16 protein-coding genes and 2 pseudogenes are annotated in these 15062 nt (G+C 66.9%); 12 read left to right on the top strand and 6 right to left on the bottom strand.

Annotated elements, in window-relative coordinates; translation table 11 throughout:
• Window positions 1-4: 4 nt before the first annotated feature.
• A pseudogene (locus tag P8T65_RS01435) lies at window positions 5-403 on the top strand (site-specific integrase); the annotation flags it as partial.
• A 177-nt stretch (window positions 404-580) separates the two neighbouring features.
• On the opposite strand, the gene P8T65_RS01430 reads toward P8T65_RS01435, so the two are convergent.
• Entirely contained in the window at window positions 581-1477 is an 897-nt protein-coding gene (locus P8T65_RS01430; RefSeq protein WP_316723589.1) for a TIGR03619 family F420-dependent LLM class oxidoreductase, read from the bottom strand.
• A 238-nt stretch (window positions 1478-1715) separates the two neighbouring features.
• Between P8T65_RS01430 and P8T65_RS01425 the strand changes: the two genes are divergently transcribed.
• Window positions 1716-2228: a hypothetical protein gene (locus P8T65_RS01425; RefSeq protein WP_316723588.1), complete on the top strand. Its 513-nt coding sequence runs from the start codon at window positions 1716-1718 to the stop codon at window positions 2226-2228.
• Between the two features lie 103 nt (window positions 2229-2331).
• Window positions 2332-2745, top strand: a complete 414-nt coding sequence (locus P8T65_RS01420; protein WP_316723587.1) for an amidohydrolase family protein — start codon at window positions 2332-2334, stop codon at window positions 2743-2745.
• 131 nt (window positions 2746-2876) lie between these two features.
• Here the strand turns inward: P8T65_RS01420 and P8T65_RS01415 are convergent, their stop codons facing one another.
• On the bottom strand, window positions 2877-3464 hold the full coding sequence (locus P8T65_RS01415) for an XRE family transcriptional regulator (RefSeq protein WP_316723586.1): 588 nt from the start codon (window positions 3462-3464) through the stop codon (window positions 2877-2879).
• A gap of 113 nt (window positions 3465-3577) precedes the next feature.
• Here P8T65_RS01415 and P8T65_RS01410 point away from each other — a divergent pair, with 113 nt between their 5' ends.
• From P8T65_RS01410 to P8T65_RS01390, 5 genes are all read left to right on the top strand, one after another.
• Window positions 3578-4177: a class I SAM-dependent methyltransferase gene (locus tag P8T65_RS01410; protein WP_316723585.1), complete on the top strand. Its 600-nt coding sequence runs from the start codon at window positions 3578-3580 to the stop codon at window positions 4175-4177.
• A 188-nt stretch (window positions 4178-4365) separates the two neighbouring features.
• The gene (locus P8T65_RS01405; protein WP_316723584.1) at window positions 4366-5583 is read left to right on the top strand and encodes a multidrug effflux MFS transporter; all 1218 of its coding nucleotides are present in this window, start codon (window positions 4366-4368) and stop codon (window positions 5581-5583) included.
• Between the two features lie 38 nt (window positions 5584-5621).
• Window positions 5622-6263, top strand: a complete 642-nt coding sequence (locus tag P8T65_RS01400) for a class I SAM-dependent methyltransferase (RefSeq protein ID WP_316723583.1) — start codon at window positions 5622-5624, stop codon at window positions 6261-6263.
• Between the two features lie 120 nt (window positions 6264-6383).
• Window positions 6384-7409, top strand: a complete 1026-nt coding sequence (locus P8T65_RS01395; protein WP_316723582.1) for an NAD(P)/FAD-dependent oxidoreductase — start codon at window positions 6384-6386, stop codon at window positions 7407-7409.
• A gap of 91 nt (window positions 7410-7500) precedes the next feature.
• Window positions 7501-8529, top strand: coding sequence for an alpha/beta hydrolase (locus P8T65_RS01390; protein ID WP_316723581.1), 1029 nt, complete (start codon window positions 7501-7503; stop codon window positions 8527-8529).
• A gap of 138 nt (window positions 8530-8667) precedes the next feature.
• On the opposite strand, the gene P8T65_RS01385 is transcribed toward P8T65_RS01390, so the two are convergent.
• A complete protein-coding gene (locus P8T65_RS01385) occupies window positions 8668-8841 on the bottom strand; it encodes a hypothetical protein (RefSeq protein WP_316723580.1) in 174 nt (57 codons plus the stop codon).
• 220 nt (window positions 8842-9061) lie between these two features.
• Between P8T65_RS01385 and P8T65_RS01380 the strand changes: the two genes are divergently transcribed.
• The 4 genes and pseudogenes from P8T65_RS01380 to P8T65_RS01365 all read left to right on the top strand — a co-directional run bounded on the left by P8T65_RS01380 (window position 9062) and on the right by P8T65_RS01365 (window position 12756).
• Window positions 9062-11443 carry a hypothetical protein gene (locus P8T65_RS01380; RefSeq protein WP_316723579.1) on the top strand — a complete coding sequence of 794 codons (2382 nt, stop codon included), beginning with the start codon at window positions 9062-9064 and terminating at the stop codon, window positions 11441-11443.
• Window positions 11444-11529: 86 nt separating this feature from the next.
• Window positions 11530-12216, top strand: a complete 687-nt coding sequence (locus P8T65_RS01375; RefSeq protein ID WP_316723578.1) for a hypothetical protein — start codon at window positions 11530-11532, stop codon at window positions 12214-12216.
• 128 nt (window positions 12217-12344) lie between these two features.
• A pseudogene (locus P8T65_RS01370) lies at window positions 12345-12502 on the top strand (transposase); the annotation flags it as partial.
• Between the two features lie 29 nt (window positions 12503-12531).
• Complete coding sequence (locus P8T65_RS01365) at window positions 12532-12756, top strand: hypothetical protein (RefSeq protein WP_316723577.1); 225 nt, start codon at window positions 12532-12534, stop codon at window positions 12754-12756.
• Between the two features lie 259 nt (window positions 12757-13015).
• On the opposite strand, the gene P8T65_RS01360 is transcribed toward P8T65_RS01365, so the two are convergent.
• The 3 genes from P8T65_RS01360 to P8T65_RS01350 form a co-directional block, all read right to left on the bottom strand.
• The gene (locus P8T65_RS01360) at window positions 13016-13507 is read right to left on the bottom strand and encodes a hypothetical protein (protein ID WP_316723576.1); all 492 of its coding nucleotides are present in this window, start codon (window positions 13505-13507) and stop codon (window positions 13016-13018) included.
• Window positions 13497-13994 (bottom strand): ATP-binding protein, encoded by a 498-nt coding sequence (locus P8T65_RS01355; protein WP_316723575.1) that lies wholly within the window; start codon window positions 13992-13994, stop codon window positions 13497-13499. The genes P8T65_RS01360 and P8T65_RS01355 overlap by 11 nt, the downstream gene beginning before the upstream one ends.
• Window positions 13995-14205: 211 nt before the next feature.
• Window positions 14206-15057 carry an AraC family transcriptional regulator gene (locus tag P8T65_RS01350; RefSeq protein ID WP_316723574.1) on the bottom strand — a complete coding sequence of 284 codons (852 nt, stop codon included), beginning with the start codon at window positions 15055-15057 and terminating at the stop codon, window positions 14206-14208.
• Window positions 15058-15062 lie beyond the last annotated feature (5 nt).

Genomic DNA, 15062 nt, shown 5'->3' with positions numbered 1-15062 from the left:
GTCACCTGCCTGGGCAAAGCGGATGACTCCGCCGGACTCGGAGACCCCGGCCCGCTCGAAGATGGCGATCGACCGGCTGATCGCGCGGCGGGAGGTGCACCTGAGGGAGAAGACGCTGTGGCGCATGCTCTACGAGACCTGCGCGCGGGCGGAGGAGATCCTCGGCGTCAATATCGAGGACCTGGACCTCGCCGGCCGCCGCTGCCCGGTCAAGGCCAAGGGCGTCCGCCCACGCACCCGCCGCCGCGGCCAGGTTCGCGAGGATTTCGTGTTGGAGCCCGTGTACTGGGACGCCGGCACGGCCCGCCTTCTGCCCCGGCTGCTCAAGGGCCGTACGCGGAGACCGGTGTTCGTCACCCACCGCCGCCCGGGTCCGGGCGAGGTCGTCAGCGTGCGCGACGTAGGGGGCCGTCTCGCTGTCCGACTGGTCCGCGATTCGACCGGGTCGGGTGATCGCGGTAGCCGATGATCACCGTCGGCCAGAATCCGGATCGCTGTCGTCGAGCCGACGGACGTGTTGCCGGGCCAGAGCGGCACAGCCCCTTGAGCAGCACTGCTCCGTCACATCGGGCTGACGTCCCTACCGGGTCGCTTTGAGCACGCGGTCGGCGATGTCGAGGGCCTGGTCGACATCGCCGGCGACGTTCGTGAGATCGACGAAGCAGTGGGTGACCTCGGTCTCCGCTTCGGCGCGGGTGATGGCTTCCACAATGTCGTCGAAGCCCGCTTCGCCGACAGGGTATATGCGCAGGATCATGTCGATCCAGGCCGGGTCGCGGCCTTCCTCGGTCGCGAGGCGCCGGATCTCGGCCATGGGGACGTTGATGGAGTCGGGGTCGAAGGGCCCGGTGCCTGCGAAGAAGGCGGGGAGCCAGCCGTCGGCGCGCCGGGCGACCCGGCGCAGGGCAGCGGGGGCGAAGCCGGAGAGGTGGATCGGGGGGCGCGGGGTCTGGGCGGGTTTGAGGTCGACGTGGGTGGCCGGGATGTCCCAGTGCTTGCCGTGGTGTTCGACCGGGTTGGTCGTCCACCAGGCTTCCAGCACGTCCAGACACTCGTCCAGCCGGGCGCCTCGCTCGTTCATCGGCACGCCTGCCGCCTGGTACTCGTCGGGGGAGAAGCCGATGCCGAAGCCGGGCAGCAGACGGCCGTTGCTGACCAGGTCGATGGTGGTGAGGGAGCGGGCGAGCAGTGCCGGTGGATACAGGGGTGCCTGGAGGATGTTGGCGCCGATCCCGACGTGCTCAGTGGTGGCCGCTGCGATCGCCATGAGGGCGAAAGGGTCGAGGACGTTGCGGGCGTAGGCGGGGAAGGAATCGCTGCCGTTCCAGCCGATGGCAGGGTCGACCGGCGACAGAAGGCGGTCTCCGACCCACAGGCTCGCGGCGCCGAGGGCTTCGGCCTCCTGCGCGAAGCGGGTGACTTCGCCGGGCCGGCGGGCAAGATCGCCCATCTGCGGCAGGGTGAATCCGATACGCACTCTGTACTCCCGAATGTCGTTGCGGGACAGGTCAGTTCTCGGTGGCGGGGACGGGAGCAAGACCCGTCCACCTCATTGTCAACTCTTTGACAGCAGTCCAGTTATTGTCACATGTAAACTACTGGACATGGTAACGAGTCAGTCGACAGACCTGGTGGAACACGTCGCGACGCCACGCAACCGGACCGGCGGCTCCGACCCGCGGGTCCGGCGGACTCGCCGCTCCCTGCAGGAAGCGATGGCGAGCCTCGTCGAGGAGGCAGCACCGGTGACGATGAGCGCGGTGGCGCAACGCGCGGGACTGAGCCGTCAGGTGCTGCACAACCACTACGACTCGATCGAGCCCCTCGCAGCGCAAGTGCTCGTACGTCGCATGCTCGAAGGCGCCGGGCAGGAGGCCCCGCCGGAACCGGAGGCCGCGCTGCAAGCAATCGTCGACGCGGTGCGGCGCGATGGACTGGCTCCGTTCCTCGCGTTCATCCAGCGTGACCGGGACGTGTTCCTCGCACTGCGCGAACTCGCCCACGGACAGACCACCGCGCTGCTCGCACGGGTGTTCTCCGAACTCGTCAGCGGACATCCGGACATCGACGAATCGGCCGCTGCCGACAGGGAAGCAGCGCTGTTCGCCGCTGGAGGGATGACAACCCTGGTCGACGCGTGGCTGCATGTGCCCGCGCCACCGGACGCGGCGGCACAGGCAGCGCTCCTTGAGCGCTACGCGCACGCGGTCTTCACCGCACGACGCTGAGGCACCGCCGCGAGGCAGTCCCGCAGCCGGCCCCTCCGCTGTCGGACAGCGACAGAACCAATGAGGCCGACCGACCCGGCCTCCAGAGAATGGCAGCACCATCATGAAGATCATCGCGTTGGAAGAGCACTTCGTCGTCCCCGAGCTCATGGACGCGTGGCAGGACGGTCCGGACAAAGCCGAGGAAGACAGTGCACTTGAGCGGGCGCGCCGCGTGCAGCGGGCACTGCTCGACACCGGTGAGCAGCGGATCGCCGACATGGACGACCCGGGTGTCGACGTGCAGGTCCTCTCGCTCACCTCGCCCGGCGTGCAGAACCTGCCCGCTCCGGACGCGGTCAGCCTCGCGCGGCAGGCCAACGACGCCCTCGCCGACGTCGCCGCCGCACACCCTGACCGGTTCCAGGGCTTCGCCGCGATCCCCACCCCGGACCCGGCAGCGGCCGCCGAACTGGGCAGCACCGGTCAGCCGACCAGTGGAGTGACCGCTCGAGATCGCGCAGGCGGCGCTTCATGACAGCGGCGGGCGTGGGCACGGCAGACCTCCGAACTCGGTGACGAAGACGCCGTCACCCTGCACGCTCACACACGAAGATCACAAGCGACAAACATCCAGGTCAGACACCTGATCGCTTGAGAAACAGCTAGTCACTGGCCGTGGTGCGAGCGGGCTTTGACATGGAAGCGTTCGCCCTGTGGCCCGAGGATGCTGAGGTATTCGACGGCCTCTGCTTCGGCATTGCCGTACCAGTGTGGGAGGTGGGTATCGAACTCTGCGACTTCACCGGCGCGGAGGATGAAGTCCTGTTCGCCGAGGACAAGGCGGAGCTTACCTTTGAGGACGTACAGCCAGTGGTAGCCCTCGTGGGAGCGGAGGGTGGGCTCACCTGCACTGACACCGGCATTGAGAATGTGTTTGTACGCCTGGAGCCCGCCGGGTTTGTGGGTCAGCGGGATGATGGTCATGGGGCCGCGGCGGATGGGGCGTGGCTGCAGGCGCGGGTCCTCAGCGGCTGGGTCTTGGATCAGTTCATCCAAGGGGACCCGGTATGCGTGTGCGAGGGGCAGCAGAAGTTCCAGTCCGGGTTTGCGCTGTCCGGATTCGAGCCGCGACAGGGTGCTGATCGGGATGCCGGTGGTTTCCGAGACGGTGGTCAGGGTCGCTCCGGCGCGGTGACGTAGCCAGCGCAGGCGCGGTCCGATCGCTTGGAGCAGGGCGTTGATTTCTTCTGCCATCCCTCCATTTTGCAGTTTTCTCAAAGAATTTTGTCAAGCCGAGACCCGCCGAGTCATGTTGCACGGGACAGGGACGGCTGTAGCCGCGCAAGCGGGCCGTCCTCCAGTACCTGATGACCGAGGCGAGAGCGGTGGATGCACAGTTCAGGGACGACCCGTGTCGCGGCGGTGACGTGTTCGTGGATCCTGCGCCAGGCGGGGGCCTGGTGGCCGAGGCGCCTGGGCAGGCGCTCGTAGTGGGCGTCGGTGAGGGCGACGACACTGTACGGCTGGCGCGCCGGGGGTGGCTGGTCACCGCAGTGGACACTTCTCATGCACGTTTGCAGCGCGCCGTCGCCCGGTCCACGGGTATCGCTTCCGGAAGTGTGGCGTGGGTTCGTGCCGATGTGTCCTTGACGCCCCCGCCGGCGCGGGCCTTCGACTTGGTCTGTGTCCGGCAGCTCCTACTGCCGCGGGGAAGCGGGGAGAGGGCATGGGGCCGCCTGCTGGCGGCGGTCGCTCCCGGCGGGGCCTTGCTGGTCTTCGGCCGTGATCCTGTACAGGCGTCTGTGGAGGGCGGCCAGGGCGAGGCCGGCTTCTGCCAGGTCAATGACGTCGCCGAACTCCTCGGCGACCGCTGGAGCATGGTGGTTCACGAAACCCTCCAGCAGGCGGCCCGGGCCGGTATGCCGTCCGTGCACGAGAGCGTCCTGCGCGCTCGGCGTCTGTCCTGAGGCAGGCACCGAGCCCTCCCCGATCGTGGGGAAGCACCCGTTTCCACGGCCATGCGCGTGCGGCGATGCCCGCAGGTCCCTGCTGTCTTTTTCTGACTTCGACTGTGCTGAACGGCCTCCTGTGTGGGGCGGTGAAGGGATGACTTTCTGTGACTGGCACGACAAATGCGGCGCTCGACAGACTCCGCATGATCTTGATCCTGGGTGCGCTGGTCGCGCTCACTCCGCTGACGATCGATACCTACCTGCCCGCGCTCCCCGACGTCAGCGCTGACCTGTCGGCGTCCGGCCCCATGGTCCAGCTGACGCTCACGGGAACACTGTTCGGTCTCGCCGGCGGCCAGATCGTGATCGGCGCGCTGTCCGACGTGTGGGGACGCCGCCTGCCTCTGCTGATGGGAACAGCTCTGCACCTACTGGCGTCCGCGCTGGTCGCGGTCGCTCCATCCGTCGAAGTTCTGGCAGTACTCCGCGTGCTGCAAGGTGTCGGCGCCTCTGCAAGCGCTGTGATCGGCATGGCCATCGTGCGTGATGTGTACACGGGACGCGCCGCCGCCATCGCACTGTCCCGACTGATGCTAATCATGGGAGCGTTTCCGATTCTGGCACCCGCGCTGGGCGGCCTGCTTCTCAATTGGGTCTCCTGGCGTGGAGTGTTCCTTTTCCTGGCCGCCTACGGACTCGTGATGTTGGCGATCGTGACCGCGGGGCTGCCGGAGACACTGCCGGCCGAGAAGCGCCGCAGCGCGCGACTCGGAGCAACTGCACGCACCTACGGGCACTTGCTGAAGGACCGCGCCTTCGTTGGTCTGGTGCTGGTGGCAGGACTGACGATGGGTGCCCTTTTCTCCTACATCGCAGGCGCCGCTTACGTGTACCAGGACCAGTTCGGGATGAGCCAGCAGACGTTCGGTCTTGCATTCGGTGCTGGTGCGGTATGGCTGGCGGTGGGCAGTCAGCTCAATCCGCTGCTGCTGCGCTGGTTCGAGCCTGTCCAGGTGATGAGCTGGGCGATCGCGGCCGGTGTGGTGGCCGGACTGCTGCTCGTAGTGACAGCGATGAGCGGATTCGGTGGCTTGCCCGCGGTGCTGGCCGGGGTGTGGGCAGTCATGCTGGCGTGCAGTTTCGTGCAGCCGAACGCGCCTGCGCTGGCTCTGATCCGCTACGGCCAGGCTGCCGGGACGGCGGCGGCGCTGCTGGGCTCGCTCCAGTTCGGTATCGGCGCCGTGACCGCTCCGCTGGTCGGCCTTCTCGGCAACGACGCAGCCGCGATGGGCCTGTGCATGTTCGGTGCAATCACTCTGGCCGGCCTTGCCCTGTTGATCGTGGTGCGGCCGTGGTCGTTGCCCGACACCGACACACGCACCGAAGGCATCGCTGAGGCTGAGGGCCTGCCGGCCAACTGACATCCGATGTGCGACCGCTTCTTCCCTGAGGAGTTTCCGTGACCAGCAGACCAGCCCCTGACCCGCGACAGTTCTGGGAAGACCGTTACCGCGACAGCGACCGGATCTGGAGCGGTCGGCCTAACCCTCTGCTGGTTCGCGAGGTCAGCGACCTGACACCGGGCAGTGCCCTGGACCTGGGGTGTGGGGAAGGCGCCGACGTCGTATGGCTCGCCACCCGGGGATGGCAGGTCACCGGCGTGGACATCTCACAGACCGCACTGGACCGTGCCGCCGCGCACGCAGCGGCGGAGGGAGTCGCCGAACATGTCCGCTGGGAGCGCCACGAGCTCGGCTGCACCTTCCCAGAAGGCGCATACGACCTGGTCAGCGCCCAGTTCCTGCAGTCCCCTGTCGCGCTGGACCAGGACCGTGTCCTGCGCCGAGCGGCAGGAGCCGTGGTGCTGGGTGGAACGCTGTTGGTGGTCATGCACGGGGGCTGGCCGTCCTGGCACAGAGTGACCGACCAGTCCGCCGACACGGCCTTCCCGACTTTTCAGCAGGTGCTGAACACGATCGCCCTGCCAAGTGACGCCTGGCACGTGGAGACGCTGGAAGCCGTCGAGCGCCCCTGCCCGTCACCAACGGGTCATCCCGGCACGCGCAGGGACAACATATGGCGCCTGACCCGTATCGCTTGAATGACCCCGAAGGCCCCCGCTTTGGAAGATTTGCGATAAATACAAGGAACTTCGCTTTTCCGTCGCAAGTGGCGCATCGTCCTCAGTAAGACAGCACAGACAAAGTCAGGGTGATCATTGATGCAGAACAACACCTATGAGGTGGTCGTGGTCGGCGGCGGCGCGGCGGGCCTGTCCGCGGCGCTGGTACTGGGGCGGTCACGCCGCTCGGTTTTGGTGATCGACGCTGGCGAGCCGCGCAACGCACCAGCCGGTCATATGCATGGCTACCCCTCGCGCGACGGCATGGCGCCTGCCGAGTTCCTCGCCACCGTCCGAGAGGAAGTGTCCGCCTACGGCGTGCAGATCATCTCAGTTCGTGTCACCGAAGCCGTCGCGGACGGTCAGGGCGAACTCGACCTGACACTCGCCGATGGGCGACAGGTCCACGCACGACGTCTGGTGGTGGCCACCGGCCTGGTCGACGAGTTGCCCGCAATTCCCGGCGTCGCCGAACGGTGGGGCAAAGACGTGCTGCACTGCCCATACTGTCACGGCTGGGAAGTGCGTGATCAGCCGATCGGCGTCCTCTACCCCAAGGGCGGCGGCGTGCACCAGGCCCTGCTGTTCCGACAGCTGTCGCAGGACGTCATCCTCTTCCTCGACGGTGTGAGCGAGGACGCGGTGCCCAATGTCGAGTGGCAACTGCTGCAGGCCGCCGGGATCGGCGTTGTCAGCGGCAGCATCGAAACCCTAGAAGTCACCGATGACCGCCTCACCGGCGTGCGACTGACTGACCAGCACGTTCTTTCTCGAACCGTCCTCGTCATACCTCCCCGCATGGTTCCGCGCGACGACCTGCTCTCAATGCTCGACGCGAAGAAGAACGACACCCCTCTGGGCCCGTTCGTCGAGACCGACGCCACAGGGATGACCAGCGTGCCGGGGGTGTGGGCCGCAGGCAACAACACGGGCCCCGCCGAACAAGTCGTCAACGCGGCCAGCGCCGGCTACAGGGCAGCCGTCGCCATCAACGCCAACCTGACCTTCACCGATGCTGAGCGCGCGGCTGAGCAGCGGCGCGCCGGAGTGTTCACCGCAGCGAACGAGCAGGCGGCGGCCCGGGCGCGCGCCGCACAGACGGCCGAGGAGCGCTGGTCCGCCTGACACGTACGCAGAAGGCGCGCAGCGGGCGAACGGCCACCGCGCATTGCAGTCAACAGGCAACATGCTGCCCGCACACCACTATGGAAAGGACATGATGTCACCCAAGCCCGAGCCCGAAGGCCGCACGGAAGTCACTCCCCTTCGGCCGCCTTTCGATCCTGAACTCGCCGCGCTTCTTCCCGGGATCCGGCAGGCCATGGGCACCGCCGGCCCCGAGTCACTCGGACAGATGCGGCAAGCCATGGACGAGGGTGTTCCCGGTGTCGCTCCGCCTGACCTGACCGCAGGCGGACGGCTCAGGATCGAAGACATCGCGGTGCCGGAATCACAGGGCAGCCCCGGCCTCATCCTGCTGGTCGCCACACCGAGCGAGGGCAGCGGGCCCTGGCCGTGCATTTACCACATTCACGGCGGGGGGATGGTCACGGGCAACCGGCGTACCGGCTTCGAGCAGTTCGCGCCGATAGCCGCCGAACAGGGCGCCGTCATCGTCTCGGTCGAATATCGGCTGGCCCCGGAAAATCCCGACCCTGCCCCCGTCAGCGACTGCTACCAAGGGCTCCTGTGGACGGCACGCAACGCGCCCAGCCTGAACATCGACCCTGCCCGAATAATGATCACTGGTAGCAGCGCAGGCGGCGGACTTGCCGCTGGAACCGCCCTGATGGCCCGCGACCACGGGTTTCCCCGCCTCAGCCATCAGATTCTGATGTACCCCATGCTCGACGACCGGGCGCTCACCGTATCGAGCCGAATGCTTCAGGGCGAGGGAGTCTGGACGGCTGCGGAGAACGACTTCGGCTGGACGAGCCTTCTGGGCGAACGACGCGGAAGCCCCGATGTCTCCCCTTACGCGGCGCCGGCACGTGCTACCGACCTCCGCGGTCTCCCAAGGACTTTCCTCGACTGCGGCAGTGTCGACACATTCCGTGACGAAGTTCTCGACTACGCAAGGAAACTGTCGGCTGCCGGAGTCAGCGTGGACCTCCACCTTTGGGGCGGTGGCTTCCACGGGTTCGACGTCATGGCTCCGCACACCGCCATCTCCCAGTCGGCCATCGCAGCCCGTGAGGATTTTATTAAGCGTGCGCTCAAGAGGTGCCCGCCTGATGCTACATGACCGGCCACCACCACCTCGGCCCCGTACCGGACGCCGCCGATGCGCCTGTGTACGCACTGCCGATCGCTGCCGGTGCGCGCCCTGTCCGAGCAGGCGCACTCGTGGCATGCGGATGACCCGGGAGGCTGAAGGCTCGCCTCATCTCGGTAGCTTGGCCGTGCGTTCGGGATGGGCGGTCCCCACGTAGTGCATGGCGGTCTTCTCCGTGATGCCGAACAGGCGCATCAGCTTCAATGGATCGCCGCACTCGAGCGCCTCGTTGAGGATTCGGTCCTGGCGCAGGCCGTCCAAGGTCACGCCTTTGGGCAGCACCCCTCGGAGCGTGCCGACGTGGATGGCTGGGTGGTCGGGGTCGAGCGCGGTCTTCTGGCTGACCAGCAGATGCGGGTTCGTCGAGGCCGGCCAGCAGGTCGCTGGGCACGGACCGCGGTATCCCCTTCAGGTCGCCGACGGGCAGGTTTCGGGCGGGATCGCGAAAGACGATGCGTTGCCGTTTCAAGGAGCGGAACAGGCTGCGCAGGACGATGGCGAGTTGCCGGCGGGCGTGGCCGGACAGGCCGTTCACGGCGTCCTCGACCTGCTGCTTAGTGATCTCCCGCAGCGTGGCCACCCCGGTCGCCGTCCAGTCAGTGAGCACCGGCTGGACGTAGGCGAGGTAGCGGCGCATGCCGTCCCAGCTGCGGAACTCGCCCTCTCGGCGGCCCTGGCTGCGCAGCACGTCTACCCAGGCGCGGACCTCGCTTGCGACGGGCTGCGGCAGCGCGTCGAGGGTGGCCTCGATCCAGACCAGATCGGCGTCCTGGCGTCGATGTACATCCTCGCGGACAAGTGGAACCAGGTGCACACCACGGGGCAGACCATCACCGTCAACAACGACGACCCGTCGAAGCCGGAAAACTGGTTCGCCGCGCTGTGGAACTACAACCTCGGCTTCAACGAAAACAAGGGTGACGGCAAGCCGTGGGGCCTGGGTTGGTACAACAACCCCGCGAACCCCGTCTACCCGCCCACGCGGCACCCGTTCATGACCGACCCGCGTGACGCCGCGAGGCCCCAGAAATGGCCGTACCAGGAGAAGGTGATGGGCTGGTCCGCCTGGTCCATGGACACCGGCTACTCCTACGGCTCCGACGGCCGACAGGACTGGCCCGGCGAGTCAGGTTACTCCAGTGCCGGTTTCCGGCCCGCCTGGTGGACCAACCCGGGGCAGCGCGACCGTGTCAAGCCGCCCCTGGACGCGTTCTGCAACGCCACCAACAACTGCGATGCCGCCAACCCACCGGACTGTCCCGACGCCAAGTGCTACGAGAAGTACTGGTGGCGCGGCTCGAACGTAACGTGGAAGCCGAACTGCGACGCCGACTGCGGCCACGAAAGCATCAAGTACACCACGCTGCGCGAGGAACCGGGCCGCGGCCATCGGCTGCAGTACGGCACGCCTGAGTGCGACGCCCCGGACGGGGCACTGATCGTCGAGTCCGTCCCCGACAACATGGACACGTACAGTTCCTGCGGATCGTCCGACACCGACGCCGGCAACTTCCAGTTCACCTTCCACCCCAACCCGGCGGCGACCGGACCGGGCCTGGGCCCGTTCGAGGCCAAGGGAGACCTGCACCAGATCGGCGGTGGACACGGCGGCCACTTCTGGTACACGCACACCCGCGACACCGCTCATCTCGGCGGCCCCGGCGGCCGCATGACCATCGACGGCACCTGGACCCTCGACCGCAACATCGAATGGGCCCGCGTCTTCGCTCACATGCCTGACACCGGGGCACACACCCAGCAGGCCCACTACGTCATCAAGGGTGTCGCAGGCGGTGACCGCCACCGCTACGTCAACACCCACTTCAGTAAGAACACCTGGGTCGAACTCGGCGTCTACCGCTTCACCGGCACCCCACGGGTGGAGCTGACAAACACCACCGACGACGGCACAGCGGACGAAGACGTCGCCTGGGACGCTGTCGCCTTCCAGAAGCTGTCGGGCAAGCCGAAGCACATGGTCGTCGCCATGGGCGACTCCTACACCTCCGGCGAGGGGACCGGAGCCTATTCACCCGAGTCCGACAGAGACCACGGGAAGAGCACCTGGAACGCATGCCGACGCAGCGACAACTCCCGGCCGCGCAAGGTCCTGTTGCCCGGTCAAAGCACCAGCCTCGGCGAACTCTCGGACAACAGGAGCAGCACCGTCGACTTCCTGGACGTCAGTTGCTCCGGCGCGCACACCTGGCAGCTGACCACAGGAAACCCCACACCATGGGGAAAGATCGGCAACTACCGCGAGAAGAGCCAGATCGACTCCGGTGTCCTCAGCCCGGACACCACCCTGGTCATGCTGACCATCGGCGGCAACGACGGGGACAACTTCACCAACGCCGTCACGAACTGCTACATCATCGGAGTGTGCGACCCAGCCGACTACACAGGCAAGGTCGACCAAGCGGTCGCGGACACCGGCGGCCTGATCGACGACATCGCGGATGCCGCGCCGAACGCACAGATCGTCCTCATGGGCTACCCTCGCCTCGTCAGTGACGAGCAATGCGTGACAGCCGACTTCGACGCCCTGAACCAGCTGGCCGACTACGTGAGAGACAAGCAGAAGGCCAAGGTGGCGGAACTGAACAGGGCCGGAACCAGGGTGGCTTTCGCCGATCCGATACCCGCCTTCCGAGGACACGGAATCTGTGACAGCGACGAGTGGATCAACCGTGTCGTCGCCGGCCCGAACGGCGACGGAGACTTCCACGAAGGTGACCCGGCCAACCAGGCTCCCTGCCTCCCCTGGCCCGGGGAGAACGTCTGCGCCAGCCTTGAGTCGTTCCACCCGAAGAACGCCGGCACCACGGGCTACGCCCGGGTCATGGACCAAGCATTGGCCGGTATCGGATACAAAGGCAGCTAGTGGGACCTGACAAAACCGGCAGTGCGGTGGTCACGAGGCGGGCGAACCGCCTCGTGACCACCGGCTGCCTGACCATCCTGATCGCCTTGTCTGTCGTTCTCGGCATCGTCGTCTCCTGGTTGTGGTACCAGCACTGGCACGACGGGAACGTCAACAGCGAGCGCAGCGACAAGGCATTCGCACTCATACGGAAGCAGGCCCGCGCCACGGCGGACGACACGGCCCGCGCACTCGACACGAGCGGCACCACCGATGCCGACGCACTCATCGGCGTGATCTGGCAGCACTCCGAAGCCCCAGTGATCACCTACGACACCTCCCGCCGCGAGTTCACCGCCACGGCCGCGAAATCCGCACAGTACGACGACGAGGCCATACTCCCCGGTGGCGGGCCCGTCAAGGTGACCCGGTGCTTCGTCTTCACCTTCGCCCAACGCCCCGGCCAGGCTTGGACGGCGAGAGCTTCCGAGCGGGACGATGATGTATGCCGTCCGAGCACCCAGATCGGCAACCGGGTCCGTCTAGCGATGACGCGCATCTCAAGCATGTATGCCGAGGACTTGACGCGCGCCGGGGTGCAGGATGCCCTCGACCCCACCGCACGGCGTTCCTTCGACGTCAAGAACGTGGTGCGTCAGGGAGACACAATGACCGTCTCCGTCCTTGTCTCAAGCTCGCAGTCAGCAGTCAAGCAGTGCTACCGCTTCACCCGGCCCGTCCCCGGCGACGACGGCCATGGTTCCGCCACGGCGGTTCCGACGTCTTCGTGCTAGGGCCAGTGTGAGGTCGTGATCAATCTTGGTTTCTGGTCCCGCACGGGGGTACTACCTGGCAGGGCGCTGGGTGTGACACGTAAGCAACTCATCGTCGAGTAAGGGGAGTTCATCGGTCATACCTGCCGATGGGCGAGTACGGTCCGTACCCCGAGCGGCTACGGGAGCAGTTCGAGGGGGCGATCTGGCGGTTCGGTTCAGCACCCAGTGGCGCGAGATGCCGTCCGAGTACGGACCGTGGCCGACGGTCTACGGGCGCTTTCGCGTCTGGCGGGACACCGGGGTCTGTCCGATGCGCCTGGCACCATGCCTGACATGAGCCCGACACCAGAGCTGACACAGAAGACCCTGACCGAACGCGGCTTCCACGGCTTCGTCCCGTTCCGTGAACTGCCCAATAGCAACGTCCCCACCGGGCACGGAATCTACGTGGTGATCCGCACGGACACCTCGCCCCCGTCGTTCCTCCCCACCAGGGGAGGTCAGGTGCCCAGGGTGCGCCAGGATTTTGGCCTGGAGATCCCGCACCGGTCGAGGTAGTCCTGGAAGGCGGTCGGTCGTCGGGAAGGGGGTGCCTTCTCGGTTGGTGGGAGACCGCTGAGGCGTTCGATGTGGACAGCGATGGCCGTTGATGAGGATCTTTGAAAACGGCCAGGGGCGCTCTTCCCTCCATTTCGTTGGATCTTGAACGTTGTGGGGACGATGGGGAGCGACGAGCATGTGTGAGGACCCCGGCGGCCGAAGGCCGCCGGGGTCCTGTTGATCGGTGACGGTCAGGCGGAGTCGCTGAGGGTGCTGGTCACGGGGTCCGTCTGAGCGGGGTGATGTCCGGGACGCGGTTTGTGATCGAGGGCCGGGCCGCTTCGGGGGTGGCCAGCAGGGCGACGATGGTGACGGGCTGGTCGCAGTGCGGGCAGTTGCGGATCGCGGTGGGAGTCAGGGCCTCCTCGGGGCGGGCGGGGACGCTCGCGGGTGCCGGAGCGGGTCGTGCCGGTTGCTCGCCGAGCCGGATGGCCCGCTGTTCGTCGCGGGCCTGGTTGCGCTGTTTCTCCGCGTCGCGTCGGCAGTTGGGTGAGCAATAGACCTGCCGCAGACGAGGGTTGGCGGTGAAGGTGCCGTGGCAGACCGGACAGGTGTGGGCCGCAGGGGCTGCCGGAGGAAGTCGGTGGGCTGCGGATTTGCAGCGGGGAGAACAGTAGATCTGCCTGGGCTGCGGGATGAACTCACCCTGGCAGACAGGACAGTTGGCGGACTGCGGAGCGAGTGGGGTGGTGTCGGGGTCAGGAGACACGGGCGTTCACTCCCTGACGGATGGTGTCGGCCTGGGTCTGGTGGTTGCGGAGCCGGTAGGAGGGTCCGTCGATGCCGGCGACCGCGGCCCTGTGCAGGAGCCGGTCGAGCATCGCCGCGGCGACGGTGGCGTCGCCGAAGGCGCCGGCCCAGTCGGCGATGCCGACATTGGTGGTCAGGATCGTGCTCGACTTCAGATACCTCTGGTTGATCACCTGGAAGAGGGCCGAGGCCCCGTCCTCGGGCAGCGGGAGATAGCCGAGCTCATCGATGATCAAAAGCTTCGGACCTGCGAAGAAGCGCATGCAGGTCTTCCAGCGGCCTTCGAGGGCAGCCTTGTGACACTTGGCCGCGAGTTCGGCGGCGGTGGTGAAGTAGACGCGGTGCCCGGCGTCGACCGCGGCCCGGCCCAGCGCGACGGACAGCATGGTCTTGCCGACCCCGGGCGTATCTCCTCCAAAGACCCAGGACCTGTTGTCGTGGTACATCCCTCAGCGAGTGAATACGCAGAGTGATGACCGAGAAGAGGACGCTAGCCCACCAGGGCCCATCGATCCAGCCCCCGGCAACGTCGTTCAGTTCCGTCCGTCCACGGACCGCCATGACCTCGGTGGTGTGTCTGGCCAGGTGCGATCGTCAGGCTCGGTGAGCCAGGTGGCCTCGTAGTCGTCAGGCTTGCGAAGCCGAGCTCTCGGAGGGTTACTGGTGATCGGTGCGGTGTTGCTGCCGGTACCGGCCGGCGGAGATCCCGTACTCGCGTTTGAAGGCGTTGGCGAACGCGTACGCGGAGCCGTATCCGCTGCGCTGCGCGACGGCGGACAGCGGGGCGTCGGTCGTCTGGAGCAGGCGTGCCGCCGTGGTGAGCCGCCACCACGTCAGATAGGTGAGCGGTGGCTGCCCGACCATGGCGGTGAACCTGCGGGCGAAGGCGGCACGGGACAGGCCCGCGTGCGCGCCCAGCGACTCCACGGTCCATGGATCGGCGGGGCGTTCGTGCACGGCGCGTAGTGATCGTGCGATCACCTCGTCGTGGAGGGCGACGCACCAGCCGGTGGCCTGCAGCCCCACGCGTTCGATGAGGCAGGCGCGGATCAGGTGCACGAGGAGCACGTCGAGCAGGGCCGGCAGCACCAAGTCCCTGCCATACATCTGTTCGCCGAGTTCGCTGCGCAACAAGTCAATCGACGCCTGGAGACTCGGGTAGCGGTCCGCTCGCGCGGGAAGACTCACCAGATCGGGGAGGTTCTGGAACAGCGGGTGAGGGCGGGCTTGATCAAGCCGGTAATCACCGGACAGGAACTGGGCCATGCCATCGGTGGCGTTCGCGAGCGTGTGCGCAGTCCCGTGCGGGAACAGAACGGCGTCGCCCGGTCCCAAGGTGATGGCCGGTTCGTCCGGCCCTGCTACCCGGAGGCATCCTGTGGTGACCACGTAGAACCGGGCACCCTCGAAGGTCTGGACCTTCATCTCCCACGACGGGTCCGCCGCCGTCAGCGACATGGAGGGGCGCCCCACCCGCATGGCGCTGATCGCGTCGCTGAGCACATCCACAGGAG

The sequence above is a fragment of the Streptomyces sp. 11x1 genome (genome assembly GCF_032598905.1).
Classification (GTDB): domain Bacteria; phylum Actinomycetota; class Actinomycetes; order Streptomycetales; family Streptomycetaceae; genus Streptomyces.
This window is presented reverse-complemented; position numbering and strand designations above follow the sequence as displayed.

What these genes read in the sequence shown, in the direction of transcription:
- P8T65_RS01425 (WP_316723588.1), top strand. Translation starts at nt 1,716, where the DNA reads ATGGCGAGCCTCGTCGAGGAGGCAGCACCGGTGACGATGAGCGCGGTG.
- P8T65_RS01355 (WP_316723575.1), bottom strand. Translation starts at nt 13,994, where the DNA reads ATGTACCACGACAACAGGTCCTGGGTCTTTGGAGGAGATACGCCCGGG.
- P8T65_RS01415 (WP_316723586.1), bottom strand. Translation starts at nt 3,464, where the DNA reads ATGGCAGAAGAAATCAACGCCCTGCTCCAAGCGATCGGACCGCGCCTG.
- P8T65_RS01395 (WP_316723582.1), top strand. Translation starts at nt 6,384, where the DNA reads ATGCAGAACAACACCTATGAGGTGGTCGTGGTCGGCGGCGGCGCGGCG.
- P8T65_RS01420 (WP_316723587.1), top strand. Translation starts at nt 2,332, where the DNA reads ATGAAGATCATCGCGTTGGAAGAGCACTTCGTCGTCCCCGAGCTCATG.
- P8T65_RS01365 (WP_316723577.1), top strand. Translation starts at nt 12,532, where the DNA reads ATGAGCCCGACACCAGAGCTGACACAGAAGACCCTGACCGAACGCGGC.
- P8T65_RS01410 (WP_316723585.1), top strand. Translation starts at nt 3,578, where the DNA reads ATGACCGAGGCGAGAGCGGTGGATGCACAGTTCAGGGACGACCCGTGT.
- P8T65_RS01390 (WP_316723581.1), top strand. Translation starts at nt 7,501, where the DNA reads ATGATGTCACCCAAGCCCGAGCCCGAAGGCCGCACGGAAGTCACTCCC.
- P8T65_RS01405 (WP_316723584.1), top strand. Translation starts at nt 4,366, where the DNA reads ATGATCTTGATCCTGGGTGCGCTGGTCGCGCTCACTCCGCTGACGATC.